16 protein-coding genes are annotated in these 15613 nt (G+C 67.2%); 8 read left to right on the top strand and 8 right to left on the bottom strand.

Translation table 11 applies throughout. From position 1 onward, the window contains the following. Positions 1-67 precede the first annotated feature (67 nt). Genes K3G64_RS07445 through K3G64_RS07430 form a run of 4 tightly spaced genes read left to right on the top strand, consistent with a single transcriptional unit; the run spans position 68 to position 3924 of the window. Positions 68-874, top strand: a complete 807-nt coding sequence (locus K3G64_RS07445; protein WP_238890089.1) for an HpcH/HpaI aldolase family protein — start codon at positions 68-70, stop codon at positions 872-874. 35 nt (positions 875-909) lie between these two features. After that, on the top strand, positions 910-2025 hold the full coding sequence (locus K3G64_RS07440) for a TauD/TfdA family dioxygenase (protein ID WP_238890088.1): 1116 nt from the start codon (positions 910-912) through the stop codon (positions 2023-2025). After that, positions 2025-3098 carry a hydroxyacid dehydrogenase gene (locus tag K3G64_RS07435; RefSeq protein ID WP_238890086.1) on the top strand — a complete coding sequence of 358 codons (1074 nt, stop codon included), beginning with the start codon at positions 2025-2027 and terminating at the stop codon, positions 3096-3098. Before K3G64_RS07440 ends, K3G64_RS07435 begins: the two co-directional genes overlap by 1 nt. A gap of 1 nt (position 3099) precedes the next feature. Next, entirely contained in the window at positions 3100-3924 is an 825-nt protein-coding gene (locus K3G64_RS07430; protein WP_238890084.1) for an enoyl-CoA hydratase/isomerase family protein, read from the top strand. A gap of 20 nt (positions 3925-3944) precedes the next feature. Here the strand turns inward: K3G64_RS07430 and K3G64_RS07425 are convergent, their stop codons facing one another. After that, positions 3945-5132 (bottom strand): amidohydrolase family protein, encoded by a 1188-nt coding sequence (locus K3G64_RS07425; RefSeq protein WP_238890082.1) that lies wholly within the window; start codon positions 5130-5132, stop codon positions 3945-3947. A gap of 193 nt (positions 5133-5325) precedes the next feature. Here K3G64_RS07425 and K3G64_RS07420 point away from each other — a divergent pair, with 193 nt between their 5' ends. Beyond that, positions 5326-6114, top strand: a complete 789-nt coding sequence (locus K3G64_RS07420; RefSeq protein ID WP_238890080.1) for a TetR/AcrR family transcriptional regulator — start codon at positions 5326-5328, stop codon at positions 6112-6114. Here the strand turns inward: K3G64_RS07420 and K3G64_RS07415 are convergent. Continuing rightward, positions 6103-7263: an acyl-CoA dehydrogenase family protein gene (locus K3G64_RS07415; RefSeq protein ID WP_238890078.1), complete on the bottom strand. Its 1161-nt coding sequence runs from the start codon at positions 7261-7263 to the stop codon at positions 6103-6105. The two genes, K3G64_RS07420 and K3G64_RS07415, sit on opposite strands and share 12 nt — an antisense overlap. A 100-nt stretch (positions 7264-7363) precedes the next feature. On the opposite strand from K3G64_RS07415, the gene K3G64_RS07410 reads away from it, so the two are divergent. Beyond that, positions 7364-8374 carry an acyl-CoA dehydrogenase gene (locus K3G64_RS07410; protein WP_238890076.1) on the top strand — a complete coding sequence of 337 codons (1011 nt, stop codon included), beginning with the start codon at positions 7364-7366 and terminating at the stop codon, positions 8372-8374. On the opposite strand, the gene K3G64_RS07405 is transcribed toward K3G64_RS07410, so the two are convergent. Further along, on the bottom strand, positions 8353-8769 hold the full coding sequence (locus K3G64_RS07405) for a PaaI family thioesterase (RefSeq protein ID WP_238950481.1): 417 nt from the start codon (positions 8767-8769) through the stop codon (positions 8353-8355). The genes K3G64_RS07410 and K3G64_RS07405 overlap by 22 nt on opposite strands. Positions 8770-8786: 17 nt before the next feature. Beyond that, positions 8787-9695: an enoyl-CoA hydratase gene (locus tag K3G64_RS07400; RefSeq protein WP_238890075.1), complete on the bottom strand. Its 909-nt coding sequence runs from the start codon at positions 9693-9695 to the stop codon at positions 8787-8789. Between the two features lie 120 nt (positions 9696-9815). Between K3G64_RS07400 and K3G64_RS07395 the strand changes: the two genes are divergently transcribed. Both K3G64_RS07395 and K3G64_RS07390 read left to right on the top strand, forming a co-directional pair. Next, positions 9816-10898 (top strand): NAD(P)H-dependent amine dehydrogenase family protein, encoded by a 1083-nt coding sequence (locus tag K3G64_RS07395; RefSeq protein ID WP_238950480.1) that lies wholly within the window; start codon positions 9816-9818, stop codon positions 10896-10898. Then, a complete protein-coding gene (locus K3G64_RS07390) occupies positions 10895-11578 on the top strand; it encodes a nitroreductase family protein (RefSeq protein WP_238890074.1) in 684 nt (227 codons plus the stop codon). The genes K3G64_RS07395 and K3G64_RS07390 overlap by 4 nt, the downstream gene beginning before the upstream one ends. On the opposite strand, the gene K3G64_RS07385 is transcribed toward K3G64_RS07390, so the two are convergent. The 4 genes from K3G64_RS07385 to K3G64_RS07370 form a co-directional block, all read right to left on the bottom strand. Next, positions 11521-12498: a YihY/virulence factor BrkB family protein gene (locus K3G64_RS07385; RefSeq protein ID WP_238890073.1), complete on the bottom strand. Its 978-nt coding sequence runs from the start codon at positions 12496-12498 to the stop codon at positions 11521-11523. The two genes, K3G64_RS07390 and K3G64_RS07385, sit on opposite strands and share 58 nt — an antisense overlap. A 64-nt stretch (positions 12499-12562) precedes the next feature. Next, positions 12563-13489, bottom strand: a complete 927-nt coding sequence (locus tag K3G64_RS07380; protein ID WP_238890072.1) for a short-chain dehydrogenase/reductase — start codon at positions 13487-13489, stop codon at positions 12563-12565. A gap of 38 nt (positions 13490-13527) precedes the next feature. Then, the gene (locus K3G64_RS07375) at positions 13528-14487 is read right to left on the bottom strand and encodes a DNA polymerase domain-containing protein (protein WP_238890071.1); all 960 of its coding nucleotides are present in this window, start codon (positions 14485-14487) and stop codon (positions 13528-13530) included. Between the two features lie 20 nt (positions 14488-14507). Then, the gene (locus K3G64_RS07370; protein ID WP_238890069.1) at positions 14508-15548 is read right to left on the bottom strand and encodes a CobW family GTP-binding protein; all 1041 of its coding nucleotides are present in this window, start codon (positions 15546-15548) and stop codon (positions 14508-14510) included. Positions 15549-15613: the final 65 nt, after the last annotated feature.

The following is a 15613-nucleotide window of genomic DNA, read 5'->3' as shown; positions in this document are numbered from 1 at the left end:
TACCACACCGATAATGGCGTTTACGATTTCTGTGGAATGATTGTTCTCGTTCGGCTACCGTGGGTGGGTGCCCGAATCGCTGCGGGATGCTCTGCGTGGTGAAGGTTTGGTTCTGTGTCTCGCGCTGCAGAATGCGCGCACCCCCGACGTGCCCGCGATTGCGGCGGCCTGCGGATATGACGCGGTCTACGTCGACATGGAGCACACCACTTGCTCGCTGGAAACGGCGGGCATGCTCTGCGTGGCCGCGCTGGGTGCGGGCATCTCCGGACTGGTCCGCGTACCGTCCCATGACGCCAGCCTCATCGCGCGAGTACTCGATGCCGGAGCCGTGGGTATCATTGTCCCGCACGTCAACTCGGCTCAGGAAGCCGTGGCCGTCGTCGACGCCGCACGCTTCCCCCCGCTGGGGCACCGGTCCATTGCGGGTCCCAACGCGGTGAGCGGATACGGTGCACGCCCGGCGGCCGAGCTCACCGGTGTGCTGGAGCGTCACACCGTGGTCGCCGTGATGATCGAGACACCGGCTGCCGTCACGGCGTGCGAACAGATCGCCGCGGTACCCGGCCTCGACATGATCCTGCCCGGTCCCAGCGATCTTACCGCCGAGATGGGCATCCACGGCCAGTATGAGAATGCTCATTTCCACGATGCGGTAGAATCGATCGCGGCGGCCTGTCGTGCACACGGTGTGGCGCTGGGAGTGGCCGGGATCAAGTCCCTTGACCTGCTGGAACGCTTCGCAGGCCTGGGTTTGCGATTCGTTTCGGCGGGAACGGACGTCGGGATGATGACCGAGGCGGCCACGGCCCGCGCGCATGCACTGCGACAGCTCGAGGGTCGCGCGGTAAGCGACACCGACGGACAGCGCTGATAACCGAACGCCTCGTCACGACAACAGGAGAACGGATGCCCACCGCGATCTACACCGAACAAGTGACCGACCCGATGGCATGGACCGGCGCCGACTTTCAGAGCAAGGAAGACTTCGCCTTCGACTTGTCCTCGCGGAATATCGCCGCGCTGGAGTCGATTCTGGTCAAGACGGCGCATAAAGATCGCGACGACATCACCCCCGAGGACGCCCGGCACCCGGACCTCGACGACGATCTTGCGCGGCTGTACCGGGACCTGATGTTCGGCAAGGGTTTGGCTTGTGTGCGGGGTTTCCCGGTCGAGCAACATTCCATCGAGGACCTCGAACGGATCTACTGGGCGTTCAGCACCCACCTCGGCTACCTGGTGTCGAACAACTCGTTCGGCCACCGGATGGTTCGGGTCCAGGAGGAGGTGCTGCCCAACGGCGTACAGCCGGCTCGGGGCACCAAGTCGCGGGCCGAACTCGCGATGCACAACGACGCGGCCGATATCCTGTCGCTGCTGTGCGTGTACCCCGCGGCCGAGGGCGGTGAGAGTCAGTTCGCCAGTGGACCGGCCGCCCACAACCGGATCCTCAACGAGCGGCCGGACCTGTTACCGGTTCTCTACCAGGGCTTCCCGCACCACCGGCGCAGTGAGCAACCCGACGATCAACCCGACGTGACTCCGTACGACGTCCCCGTCTTCTCCCAGATCGACGGCCGGATCTGTATCAACTTCACCTACAGCAGCATCCTGCCCGCAATGCACACGCTGGGCCGGGAGTTCACGCCGGAACAGAACGAAGCAATCGAGCTGCTACGCAACATCCTCGTTGAGCAGCAGGTCGAGTTCCGATTGGAATCCGGTGAGGCAGCAGTCGCCAACAACTTCGCGATGTGCCACTCGCGGTCGGACTTCGTGAGCAGCACCGACCCGAAGAAGGCGCGCTGCTTCCTGCGGGCGTGGATGGAGGTGCCGCGCGAGGACCGCCGCCTGCCCATCGGGCGCGAGTACTTCCACATGGAGAACAAAGACCTCCGACTGGGTTACGACGTCGTGGAAGGGCGTGACGGCGCGATCGCCCGCAACGACTACAAGAACGTCGACGCAACACTCGCCGACATGTTCAAGGCGGCCCAAGCCAAGCCGAAGGCAACGCGGTAGTGAACCTTCGCCCGCGGCTGGTCTACGAGCGGTGGACCGACCCCGTCGCCGGCGACATTCTCGAGGCTGGCGACATCGACGTCGTCGAACTCGACCTGACCGCATCCGCCGACCGCGGCTGGGCGGCAATGGAATCCGCGCACGGCTACCAGGTCGCCACGCGTACCGATGTCGCCGCGGTAGCCGACGGCACCCAGTGGTTGGTCGGCCCCGCGCTGGTACAGCGCTGCAGTCAATTGCTGGCGGTGTGCTCGGCGGGGGCGGGCTACGACGTCATCGACGTCGAGGCGTGTACCCGCGCGGGCATCGCGGTGTGCAACAACTCCGGGCCCGGCGCCGAAGCCGTGGCCGAGCACGCGCTGGGTCTGATGATCGATCTGGCCAAGAAGATCACCGCAGCGGATCGGGCCCTGCGGGCCGGCCGGATCGGCGACCGGCTGGGCTTGCGAGGCACTCAGCTGCTGGGCAAGACACTCGGTGTCGTCGGCCTCGGCGCCATCGGCGGACGGCTGGTGCAGCTGTGTGCGCCCTTCGGGATGGAGGTGCTGGTCTTCGATCCCTACGTCGACGAAGCGAGCGTGCGTGCGCACGGGGCGACGCTGGTGAGCCTGGACGAGCTCGTCGAGCGGTCGGACTTCGTCCAGGTCACGTGTCCGCTGACCGCGGAGACGCGAGGGTTGTTCGGCGCCAAGCAGTTCGCCGCCATGAAACCGACGGCGTACTTCATCACCACTGCGCGCGGTCCGGTGCACGACGAGCCTGCCCTTTGCGACGCGCTCGCCGGCGGGAGTATCGCCGGTGCCGGGCTCGACGTGTTCCACGAGGAGCCGCCGCGGCCCGACAACCCGTTGCTGCGGCTCGACAATGTCGTCGCCACCCCGCACGTCGCAGGCATCACCGTTGAGGCGGCCCGCGACATCGCCGTCGCCACGGCCACGCAGTGGCAGGAGATCTTCGCCGGGCGCATGCCGCCCCGGCTGCTCAACCCGGAGGTGTGGCCGCGCTACTGCGACCGGTTCCACGACATCCTGGGCGTCCATCCGACCGTCGATGACATCGCCGCTGTGGAGTGACATGACCGAGTACGACACCATCACCTTCGAGGTCTCCGGGCACACCGCGTGTGTGACGTTGAACCGGCCGGAGGTGCTCAACGCGATCAACGACGAGATGATCGCGGAGCTGGCCGAGGTGTACGCCGAAATCGAGCGTTCGCAGCAGATCTGGACGGTCATCGTCACCGGCGCCGGTCGCGCACTGTGTGTCGGTGCCGATGTCAACAAGGCGGCCGACCACGACATGGAGAACGCCGCGGGCATCGACAACCAGGGCGAACCGATTCTCAGCTCGATGCGTCAATGGGACGCACCACAAGAGGCGACACCGCCCTGGTTGCAGATGACCAAGCCCATCATCTGTGCGGTGAACGGCATCGCGTGCGGTGCCGGGATGGACCTCGTCACGACCGCCGACATCACCGTCGCCTCTGAGCACGCGACGCTGATGGACCCCCACGTCAGCATCGGCGTGACATCCGGGCGCGAAGGGGTCCGGCTGGCCCGGATCCTGCCGCTGCCTGTGGCGATGCGGCTGATCCTGATGGGCAGGCACGAACGGCTCGACGCGCAGCGCGCCTACGACCTCGGCGTGTTCACCGAAGTGGTGGCGCACGACAAACTCATGGACCGCGCCTGGGAGATCGCCGAGATCGTCAACTCCAATGCGCCGCTCGCGGTGCGGGGTTCGCGAATGGCCGTGCGCAAGGGTTTGACGTTACCGATCTACGAGGCCGAGCTCCTCGCCGAGAACTACCGCATGAAGGTCGCGTTGACCAAGGACGCCATCGAGGGACCGCGCGCGTTCCTGGAGAAGCGCAAGCCGGACTGGAAGGCGCTCTGACCGCTCTCGGAAAAAGAGAGCTACACCATTCCAAAGAAGGTCTTGGCGTTGGTGGACAACACCTTCCGCTTGGTCTCCTCGTCGAGCCCCTCGGTCGCCTTGTTGGCCACGTCCATGCTGTTCGGCCAGTTGGTGTCGTTGTGCGGGTAGTCGGTCTCGAACATGAGCTGGTCTTCGCCGACCAGATCGAGGATGCGGAATGCGACCGGATCGCCGAAGGTCGAGAACCACACCCGTCCGGGCACCTGCGTGCTGGGCGGCTCGGTCAGCAGCGGGTGGATGCCGCCCCACGCCCGCCGGTCCTCCCAGACCTCGTCGACGCGCTGCAGATAGTAGGGAATCCACCCCGCCTGCGCCTCCGCGAACGCGATCTTGAGCTTCGGGAACTGCTTGAGCTTGGCCGAGAACAGCCAGTCGACCAGGGCGATGGTGCAGTTGACCGCCATCAGCGCGCTGGTGACGACATGCGGAGAGTCGGGGGAGGACCTGGTCAGTGACGAACTGGACCCGATGTGCAGCATGATGCCGACGTTGTGGCGTTCGCAGGCGGCGAAGAACGGATCCCAGTAGCCGCTGTGGATGGACGGTAGGTCCAGTCGGGCCGGCAGTTCCGAGAAGCACACCGCGGGCATGCCCTTGGCCGCCACCCGCTCGACCTCCTTGGCGGCCAGTTCGACGTCCCACAGCGGGATGATGCCGAGCGGAATCAGCCGGCCGTTCGAGTCCCCGCCCCATTCGTCGATCTGGAAGTCGTTGTAGGCCTGCACGCAGAGCAGCGCGAGATCCTTGTCCTTGCCGTACAGGAAGCGCTGGCCGCAGAACCGAACCAGCGTGTTGGGAAAGCATGCCGAGGCCTCGATCCCCGCCAGGTCCATGTCGGCCAGCCGGTCCGCCGGACGGTAGCAGCCGGGGCGCATCTCGTCGTAGGTGATGGGGTCTGTGGTGAGCTCGTCGATCTCGTAGCCGGCGGCCGCGCTGATGAGCGGGATCGGGATGATGGAGTCCTCGTAGTGCCAGATGTCGGCGTCGCGGCCGTCCTCGTCATCGACGAACGCGACATCGGAGGTGACGCTCGGATCCATCCTCCCGCGGTGGCGGACGATCCGCGGGCCGACGTCCCGGTACCGCGCGGGTAGCCGACTGGTCCACAGATCGGCCGGTTCCACCAGATGGTCGTCGGGAGAGACGATCAGGATATCTGCGCTCAACGCTCGTACTCCTTCGGGACTTCCTGCGGCACCGGTGCGAAACAGTTGTTTCCGCAATCGAGAATGTACGTTTCCAGGGTAGCGCATGAGGCGGCCTGGGGGAGTTAGGGGCCACCGGCTCGGCGAATACCCCAAGCTACGCGTGTAGGTAGATGACAAGAATTGTCCGGGGAACGCGTATTCTCAACAGATCATGACTGCCAAGAAACGCCCCGCCCGCGACGCAGAAGCCGACCTGGAGCTCGTCGACACCGACGTCGAGATGCCGAGCAGCTGGCAGGAACGCACGATCGAACGGCGACTCAGTCAAGCCCGCGCACGTGCGCTCGCCCGCAGCTCGCGGTTCTTGGCCACCGCGCTGGAACTGGTCGAGGAATCCGGTCGGGCCGACTTCACGATCCAAACGCTCATCGACCGCTCGAACCTGAGCCTGCGCGCGTTCTACCAGCATTTCGCCGGTAAGGAAGAACTGCTGCTGGCGTTGTACGAGAACGCCACCAGCCAGTTCATCGAGGCGATCCGCCACGAGGTGGCTGCCGCCGACGGCCCGTTGGAGCAACTCGAGGCGTTCTGCCGCGGCTTCCTCTCCCGCGCGGAGTCGTCCGAGGCGATCGGCGGCCGAGTGATGACGATCTACAACCTGAGCCTGGAGATCGAGCGCCCCGCCGACTTCGCCAAGATCTGGGAACCGCACCAAAAGCTGCTCACCAAGATCCTCACGGCGTGTTCGCGTGCCGGGCTGGTCCGCAAAGATCTGACGCCGGCCCAGCTGACCACCCTGCTGAACTCCACGCTGATCGCGCTCGCCCAGATCGGCGTGTTCCACCTCGGGGTCAAGGGCGCCGAGCTCACCGAGGACCAGCTGTGGGCCTGGTGCCTGCAAGCGCTGACGCCGCCCGCGAACGCACCGAAGAAAGCCGTCGCCGCCAAGTCGGCACCGCGCAGTCGCAGCACCCGCAAGCCCAAGGACCTAACGGGGTAGGCCGAGCCCCCGCTGGGCGATGATGGTGCGTTGCACCTCACTGGTGCCCGCGTAGATCGTGGTGCCCAGCGAGAAGCGCATCAGGTGCTCGAAGCGTCCCTGCTCCGGCGCCGTCGGCTCGAGGTAGGACCGCATGGCATCGGGTCCGACGAGTCCGATGAGATCCTGGCTGGCGCGCACCAGCGCCTCGGTCGAGAACACCTTCGACATCGGTCCCTCGGCGACCGGGTGCTGACCGTTCTCGTTCATCCACACACATCGGCGCTGCAGCAGCATCGACACCTCGAGTTCCATGGCCACCCTCGCGATACGTCGCCGCACATCAGGATTGGTGATTCGGGCCGCACCGCCTGCCGACGACGGCCCACCCGCCCACTCTTCGGCGTGGTGCAGGAGGCGGGCGAGGTGCGGTCCCCACCCGGACGAATGCTCGTCGCGCAGTGACAGACCCAGCACCTGCCACCCGCCGTCGACATCGCCGATCCGCCACTCATCGCCGATACGGACATCGCTGTAGAACGTGATGTTCGTGCGCTCACCGGACAGGGTCCACACCGCCTGCGCCTCGAATCCGTCGGTTTTCGTCGGCACCAGGAACATCGTCAGGCCCTTGTGCTTCGGCCTGTCGGGGTTCGTACGGGCCAGCAGGAAGACGTAGTCGGCGATGTGGCCGTTGGTGGTGAACATCTTGGAGCCGTTGATCACCCAGCCGTCGCCGTCACGTACTGCCCTGGTTTTCGCTGCGGCGACGTCCGAGCCGCACTCCGGCTCGGTGAAGCCCAGGGCAATGGTGATGTCGCCCTTCATCGCCCCGCCGAGGATCAGCTCCTTCATCGCCGGTGTGCCGATCTCGCGGATGATCGACGCAACCATGCGTGTCGTCTCCGACAGATACACGGGTGCATCCGTCCGCATGAGTTCTTCTTTGAGCGCCTGCTCCTCCCAGGCGCTGCGGTCCTGTCCCCCGAGTTCGGTGGGCCAGCCCGGAGCGAAATAGCCCTTGTCGACCAGGCCCTTGGCGAAGTTCTCGTCGTGCGCGACACCGCTGCGATAGATCCGTTCCTCGACGTCGGGGGTGAGCACGTCGTCGAGGTGCTCCCGCACACCGGCGCGGAACGCCTCAGTCGCAGGGTCGGACTGAAAGTGCATGAGCGGGAACCAATCTGTCTCGGGGCCGCGATACGCGCGTGCGCGATAATGCTACTCTCTGTTTTGAGAGTAACCATATCCGCATGTGAGGGGAGTTCGCATGGATCTGCGGCTGTCCGGCGAACAGCGGCAGCTCGTCGATTCCTTCGCGGCGATGTACGGGCAGGTGTCGACCTCGGATCGGGTGCGGGCCGCGGAGCCCCTGGGCTTCGATCCGCAACTGTGGACGGCGCTGACGGAAACCGGCGTCGTCGAGATGGCCGTCAACGAATCGGACGGCGGCTGGGGCGCGTCGACGCTGGATCTCGCGCTGATCGCCGAGCAGTATGGCCGCGCCCTCGCGTCGGCTCCGGTCATCGAGGCCCAGGTGGCCGCCCGAACGCTGGCCGCGTGTGGCGGTGCGGAACTGCTGGAGGCGGCGCTGACGAGCGACAAGCTCGTCACCTTCGCTCCCCGAGCTTATGAGGGCGGGCTGGCCGAACTCGTGCCCGGCGGAGCGGTGGCCGACGTGGTGGTGGCTCTGGTCGGCGGGCGACTCGTCGCGGTACCGACGGGCGATCGCATCCAGGTCACCAACCTGGGGTCACTGCCCCTGGCGGACATCGTGATTCATGAGGATGTGACCGTTCTGGCCGAGGCGGACGAGGCGATTCGGTTGTTCTCCGAAGCGCTCGACATGTGGCTCGTCCTGACTGCCGCCGCCCTGACCGGCGCGGCCGCGAAGGCGGTCGAGATCGGTGTCGAATATGCCAAGCAGCGGCACGCGTTCGGCACTCCGATCGGGGCGTTCCAGGCAGTGTCGCATCCACTCGCCGATTGCGCGACGGCGGTCGACGGGTCGCGGCTGCTCGCTTTTCAGGCGGCGTGTGCGTTCGCCGACGAACCCGCCCGTGCCACCGAGCTCGCCGCGATGGCGTTCGCCTTCGCCAGCCAAACCGCTTGCGACGCAACGCAGCACAGCCTGCACATCCACGGCGGCTACGGCTTCGGGATGGAGGGCGACATCCAGCTCTACTACCGCCGGGTGCGTGGTTGGGCGATGGTGTACGGCGAGCCGGCGGTCGCGCTCGACCGCGTCGCGGATGCCCGCTACGGAGCGGTTGCCGGCTGAACCGGCGCCCGTGGTTCCATGACCGCGAAGGTCAGGGTGGCGCGCGCGGCCAGCCGGTCTCTGGCCACGTCGACCACGTCGACGGCGACGACGATCAACCGCCTGCCGGCGCGCACCAGCGTGGCCGTCGCGCGCGCCGGACCCTCGACTACCGGCGCCAGGAAGTGGATCGACATATCTGCTGTGCCTGCGCCCGCGCTCGACTGTGCGTACTTGACGGCCAGTCGGCCGGCCGCGACGTCGATGAGCGTGGCGACCAGACCACCCTGCAAGGCGCCACGGGCGTTGCGCAGATCGTCTCTGTTGTGCAGGTCGACGATCACGGTTTCGTCGGTGTCGGCCACGTCGAAGAACGGCAGCTGCCCGAACAGGTGACCGGGGATGGTCACCTCCATCGGTTGCGGGGTGGCCGTCACGCGTCGGCTCGCACTTGATCCTTGACCGACAGCACGATCGGGGGAGCGGTGCGCCAATTCGGTACCCCTTGTTCCTCGCCGGCGGTCGCCCGCTTGTCGTCGCGCACCCCGACCCAATGCGAGTGGTTGAGCTGGTGCAGCGTGAAGCAGGACTGCAGCGCGTTGTAGAAGCCCATGTTGTCCACGGACTGATTGACCGATTCCTTGATGAGCAGCGCCGCCATCGTCGGGACCGTGGCGATGCGGCGGGCCATCTCGAGTGTGCGCTCGGCCAACTCGTCACGCTTGAAGATCTTGCTCACCATGCCGAGGCGATAAGCCTCCTCGATGTCGATGGCGTCGCCGGTGAGCATCAGCTCCTTGGTGCGCCGCGGCCCGAACTCCCACGGGTGGCCGAAGTACTCCATGCCGCACATGCCCAGCCGCGTACCGACGACGTCGGCGAAGCGCACTTCCTCACTTCCGACGATCAGGTCACACGCCCAGATCAGCATCAGGCCCGCCGAGAACACGTCGCCGTGCACCTGCGCGATCGTGATCTTGCGCAGGTTGCGCCAGCGCAGGTTGTTCTGGAAGAAGTAATGCCACTCCTGGAGCATGATCTTCTCGGCACCCTCCCGGGTGCCGCCGTTGATCGCCGCGGTCGGGTGCTTGTCCGGTCCGGGCATGAACTCGGCGCGGGCCTGCTTGGAGCCGATGTCGTGGCCGGAGGAGAACATCGGCCCCTCGCCAGCGAGGATCACCACGCGGACGTCGTCGTCGGCTTCGGCTCTGGCGAACGCGTTGTCGAGCTCGACCAGCATCCCGCGGTTCTGGGCGTTGCGTTGCTCCGGGCGGTTCAACGAGATCCGCACGATCTGGCCGTCATCGAACGACTCCCATTTGAGGAATTCGTAATCGGTCATGGCTTTCTCCGCTTTCGGTTTGCGAATGGTGTTATCAATATTTGAGAAGATATGTTCTCACAGAGCCGTCCGGTTCAGCGGAAAAGGGTGTCCATGACAGATCGCGAACGCAACCCGCGAGTGATTCTCTGGGGTCCCGGTCAAGTCGGCGTCGGCGCGTTGCGTGCGTTGATCGCGCATCCGGGGCTCGACTTGGTGGGTGTCGTCGTGCATGCCGAGGCCAAAGACGGCAAGGATGCCGGCGAGCTGTGCGGTATGCCCGCAACGGGCGTGCTCGCATCCCGCGATACCGACGCCGCCCTGTCGCTCGAGGCCGACGTGGTGGCCTACTTCGCGTCGGGCGACTACCGCTACCGCGAGGCCGCGCAGGACATCGCCCGGTGTCTGCGCGCGGGAAAGAACGTGGTCTGTACCTCGCTGGTGCCGATGTGCTATCCGCCCGCGGCCGACAAGGAGACGGCCGACCTGATCGCGTCGGCGTGTTCGGAGGGTGGGACGAGCTTCTTCAACAGCGGCGTCGACCCGGGCTGGGCGAACGATGTCATCGCGCTGACGATGACGGGATTCAGCAGTCGCGTCGACACCATCACCATGCTCGAGATCCTGGATTACGGGCCGATCAACCAGCCCGAGATCATGTTCGAGTTCATGGGATTCGGCCATCCGCCCGACCACCCCGCCCCCCTGTTCGACACCGAGCGCCTCGCCGCGTTATGGGCGCCCACCGTCCATTTGGTGGCCGACGGCGTGGGTCTGCCGCTCGATCGCGTCGAGACGACCATCGACAAGTGGTTGGCCACCGAGCGTTACGAGGTCGCGTCAGGATGGGTGGAACCGGGCTCGATGGGCGGGATGCGGTTCAAGCTGGCGGGAATGGTGGACGGCGAGGAGCGCATAGTGCTCGAGCACATCACCCGGATGGGCGAGCGGTCGGCGCCCGACTGGCCGCGACATCCGTCCCCGCACGGCGGGTACCGCGTCATCGTCGACGGACTACCGACTTACACCGTCGACATCGAGATGCATGGGCGAGGGAACAACATGCGTGGGCTGACCTATGCGACCGTCATGCGCGAACTCAACGCGATACCCGCGGTGATGGCGGCGCCCCCGGGTCTGCTGTCGACGTTGGACCTGCCGCTGGTCACCGGACCGGTGCGGGGTGGCACCTGGCGGGGCGTGCTGCCCAGGACGGTGACATGAGCCGGCATGCACCGGTCACCTCGGCCGACATCTGGACGGTGATGAACACCGCCTCAGCAGTGCGGCGCTATCGCGAGGAACCAGTCGACGACGCCACGCTCGAGAGGTGCCTACGTGCGGCCAGTTGGGCGCCGTCGGGGGGCAACCAGCAGCCGTGGCGATTCGTCGTGCTGCGGTCCGACCGGGCTCGCGAAGTCGTGACCGAGGCCGCGCACCGAACATGGGAGGAGCTCCAGAAGTTCTACGGGGTGTCGGTTACCGGAGGGCAGGACGATCCGAGGTCGAGGGTGCTGCAGACGATGGCAGAGCATATGCGGATCGGCGGCGCCGCACCCGGCCTCGTGTTGTTCTGTGTCCGTCCGCAGGCCGGGGCGACCGAGCTGCAGCAGGGTGGCTCCATCTACCCCGCCGTGCAGAACTTCCTGCTCGCGGCTCGCGCACAGGGGCTGGGCGCGGCGATCACGTTGTGGCACATGAACTGTGAGCGCGAGTTGCGTTCGCTGATCGGGATTCCGGACGAGTGGTCGCTCGCGACACTGCTCACCTTCGGATGGCCGAGGGGTGGACATCGCACGGTGCGCCGTAAACCTCTTCCAGAGGTGTCCGTGGTGGACAGGTGGGATCAACCCTGGCCGCCGGTCGGTTCCCCCGTCTCGTCGAAGCGCACATTGACTCGCTGAAAACCCTTGTGTCGCTCGGCTTTCGCGCGCCGGGTGTAGGTCTTACGATCGGCCGAGGTCAATTCGACGTCGTCGGTGAACGGTGTCAGCAGCGACCGCGGGTAGAGCCGGTCGACGCGCACGACGTTGGCCTCCGCGCACAGCACCAGCGTCACCGAAACGAGGTAGAGAAACGCCAGCAACCCCAGAACCAGGGCGAAGACGCTGTTGGTCGCGCTCGCCGACCTGACGGTGTGGGCGACGAAGGTCGCGCCGAACCACTGCAACAACTGCCACACCACCGCCGCGGCCAATGCGCCGGGAAGCACCTGCCGGTAGGTGAGGCGCCGCGTGCTCGTGACACGGAACACCACCAGACAGATCGCGGCGTTGATCGCCACGGTGACGACGATGATCCCGGCCTTGCCCAACCAGCCCAGGGAAGCGGTGGCGTGGCCCGCCGCCGACAGGACGGTCGCCGCGATCGCCGCCGTTCCGAGCACCAGCAGCAGCATCAGGCTGCGCAACCGGGACCGGATCGGGTCGGGCCGGATGTTGCGCGGCACCGCCCACACCGAGTCCATCGCGTTCTGCAGTGCCTGGCCCACTTTCATGCCGCCGTAGAGGGCGCCCGCGATACCGATGACGACGCCCAAGGCGCCGCCGCTGAGCTGCTCGGGGCGCTCGAGCGTGCCGCCGATGACGGGGAACTGGCTGGTGGTGGCCTGCACCACCTGCTGTTGCAGCTGCGGACGACCCACCAGCACCACACCCAGCACGGTCGTCATCAGCAGCAGCAGGGGGAACAGCGAGACGAACGCGTAGTAGGTGATCAGGGCGGCCAGGTATGCGCCCTGGTCGTCGAGGTACTTGTAGACCACGGCGATGGCGAAGCCTACGCGGCGGTTGCGCCGCTGCAGCCGGTCCAGCCAGCCGACCATGTCCGGATCTCCTCAACGCCGATTCGCTGGTCGATACCCGTTTATGGGGTCGGTGAACCGGACGTCATTCCCCGGTCGTGGCCTCGGCCTCATCGATGGCTTGTGCGACGTCGGGGTTGGTGAGCAGGACCTGGTCCATCACCGCGGTGGTGAGGCTGCGCACCGCCAGCAGCGGCGCCACCCAGCCGGGTGCGCTGACGCGCGGCGCCCGTCGCCCGATTCCGGAGAGCACGGCGGCGGCGGCGTCTGCGACGCTCATCGGCGCGGTGATGAACCCGGGTACCGCCCGGCGGATCGCGGCGGCATGGTCGTCGGCGAACACCTCGGTCGCCAGGTCCGTGTCGATGAAGCCGAGATACGCGATGCCTGCGGTCGCCCCGTGCCCGGCCAATTCGACCCGCAGCGTCCTGGCCAGTTGCTCGACGCCCGCCTTGCTGACGGCGTACGGCGCGGCGAGCACGCCGTTGAAGAACGCATAGATCGAGCCGACGAAGATCAGGTGACCGCGGCGTTCGATGATGCTGGGCATGGTCGCCCGCGCGGTGCGCCACTGTCCCAGCAGGTCGACGTCGACGGTGTGCTCGAAATCCTGCTCGGTCATCGTCGCAACGGTGCGCGACGGTGGCGCGATGCCGGCGTTGGCGACGACGACGTCGATGCCGCCGAATGCCTCGACGGCGCCGTCCGCGGCCCGCTGCAGCGCCTCGGCGTCGGTGACGTCGGCCTGAAAGGCTTTCGCTCGCTCACCCAACTGTCCGGCGAGTTCCTGCAGCGGCTCCAGGCGCCGTCCCACCAATGCGACATGCGCACCACGGGCGTGCGCCTGCCGGGCGATCTCGGCGCCCAGGCCGCGCGCCGCACCGGTGATGAACACCACGCTGCCGTCGACGTCGAGGTGCGGCCGGGGTGCCAGCGTCGGTCCGACGACGGGCAGAGCGCCGACTGCGCGCATCCCTGCGCCGCGCAGCAGCCGCGCGATGTCACCGATCACCGGCGCCGGTTACCCGTCGCCGTACATCGCGAACCGCGTCAGCTGTCGGCGGCACGCCGCGCGCGGGCCCGGCGCTTTCCCTCGTGCATGGCGGCCACCCGCGCCACCGGGATGCTACGGCCGTGCTCGATGAGGTCCTGCGGCAGTGTCTGCGGGGCCGGCATCGACGCGGCCCACGGGTCACTGCCGGACCACGCCCGCAGCACGGTGTGCACAGTGAAATCGGCCGGCGCGATGCGGTCCAGGTCGGACCAGTCCACCGGGAAGGACACCGGGGTGCCCGGCCGCAGCCGCGGACTGTAGGCGGCGACGACCGTCGCGCCGCCCGATCGGGTCGAGTCGACGAACACCTTGCCTCCGCGGTCCTCGACGATGAAGGCCGTTGTGGCCGTGGCGGGGTCGAGCGCCTCGGCGCGCGCGGCCAGTGCGCGGGTCGCTGCCGCGACATCCTCGACCGGGGCGCTGTCGTCGACCGGGACGAACACGTGCAGTCCCTTCGCCCCGCTGGTCTTCACCGTCCCGATCAGTCCGCTGTCTGAAAGCGCTTGCCGCACAAGGTGTGCGGTCGTGACCACGTCGAGGAAGCCGCTATCGGGCGGCGGGTCGAGGTCGAGGACGAGGTGGGTGGGCCGGTAGATGTCGTCGGCCAGCCCGAGCGTCGGGTGGTACTCGACGGCGCGCTGGTTGGCCAGCCACAACAGAGTGCGGCGGTCGTCGCAGACGGCATAGCGCACTTCGCGATGCGACGACTCGGCCCACATCGACGTCGTCTTCACCCAGTCGGGTGTGTACTTCGGCACGTTCTTCTGCATGAACGGCGCCCGCCCGCGCAGCACCCGCAGCACCGTCAAGGGTCGCCCCGTCAATCCGGGCAGGATGGCATCGGCCACTGCGTCGAGGTAGTCGATGAGGTCGCGCTTGGTCGCGCCGGCGTCTGCGCTCAGCGGCTGGTCGAGATTGGTCAGCTCCACCCCGGCGCGTTCTTCGGCGGCCCTCATGGGGCTCACCCTATGCGGCTTCAGACGCTCAGCCGGCGGTAGCGCTGCAGGCGCCGTACCCCCGTGACGGATGCGGGACCGTCGTGCGGACGCAGCGCCGCCTCGACGCGTGCACGGACCTCACCGGTGTCGAAGTGCGTGCCGATCGCCACCAGACTGTTGGCCCGCGATCTCTCCGGCGCGTTCGCCACATGCACCGACGTGCCGACCACGTTGACGACGTATGCGCGGGTCCGGTCGCGGTAGCGCACCGCCACGGTGCCCTTCATTCGATAGACCCCCGCGGGCGGCTGTTCGCAGAGGTCGATGACGACGTCGGGGTCGACGCCACCGTCGCTGGTCACGGTGACGGCATCGGCGTGCACGTGCGGATGCCCGTCAGCGGTGTCCCGGCCCTCCACCAGCAGCTCGCGAAACGACAACTGGCCGTCGTCGGCGGCCTCGGAGACGTCGTACAGCAGCGCCGGGTCCACCCGGCCGCCGACCGCACCGACGAGGTGCACATCCGGATTGCGTTCGCGCACCCGCTTGCCGATGCGGCCAATGACCTGCTCGCGGGCGTCCGGTGGGATCTGGTCGAGCTTGTTCACCACCACAAGCGACGCCGCGCGATACCGGGCCGGCGGCGTGCCACCGCCGTCGTCGACGGTGTCGAAATGCGCTGCGGCATCGATGACGTCGACGACACCGCCGAGCCGGACCCGGTCCACGCCGCTGAACCGGATGATGCGGGAGATCGCTATGGGATCGGCCAGCCCGCTGGCCTCCACGATGATCGCGTCCAGGGCCAGCTTCGGGTCCGCGAGCTTGGCCAGCGCGTCGTCGAGTCCGCCGTCGTCGGGCAGGCAGCAGATGCAGCCGCCCGCGATCGACGCCGGTTCATCCACCTGCCCGGTCACCAGGCTCGCATCGACGTTGAGCTCGCCGAAGTCGTTGATCACCACGCCGATCCGGGCGCCGGGCGCACGCAGCACGTGGTTGAGCAGGCTGGTCTTGCCTGCGCCGAGGTAGCCGGTCAGCGCGATGACCGGGATCGTCGGGTGCGCACCACGGACCGCCACCCCCACATGATGTCAGCGGTCGGCGGGGGACCGACCGGCTACCCCGGCTCGTGGGGATTCACAGC

This window comes from Mycobacterium sp. IDR2000157661 (genome assembly GCF_022317005.1).
GTDB lineage: Bacteria > Actinomycetota > Actinomycetes > Mycobacteriales > Mycobacteriaceae > Mycobacterium.
The sequence above is the reverse complement of the archived record's forward strand: the minus strand, read 5'-3'. Positions and strand labels throughout refer to the sequence as shown.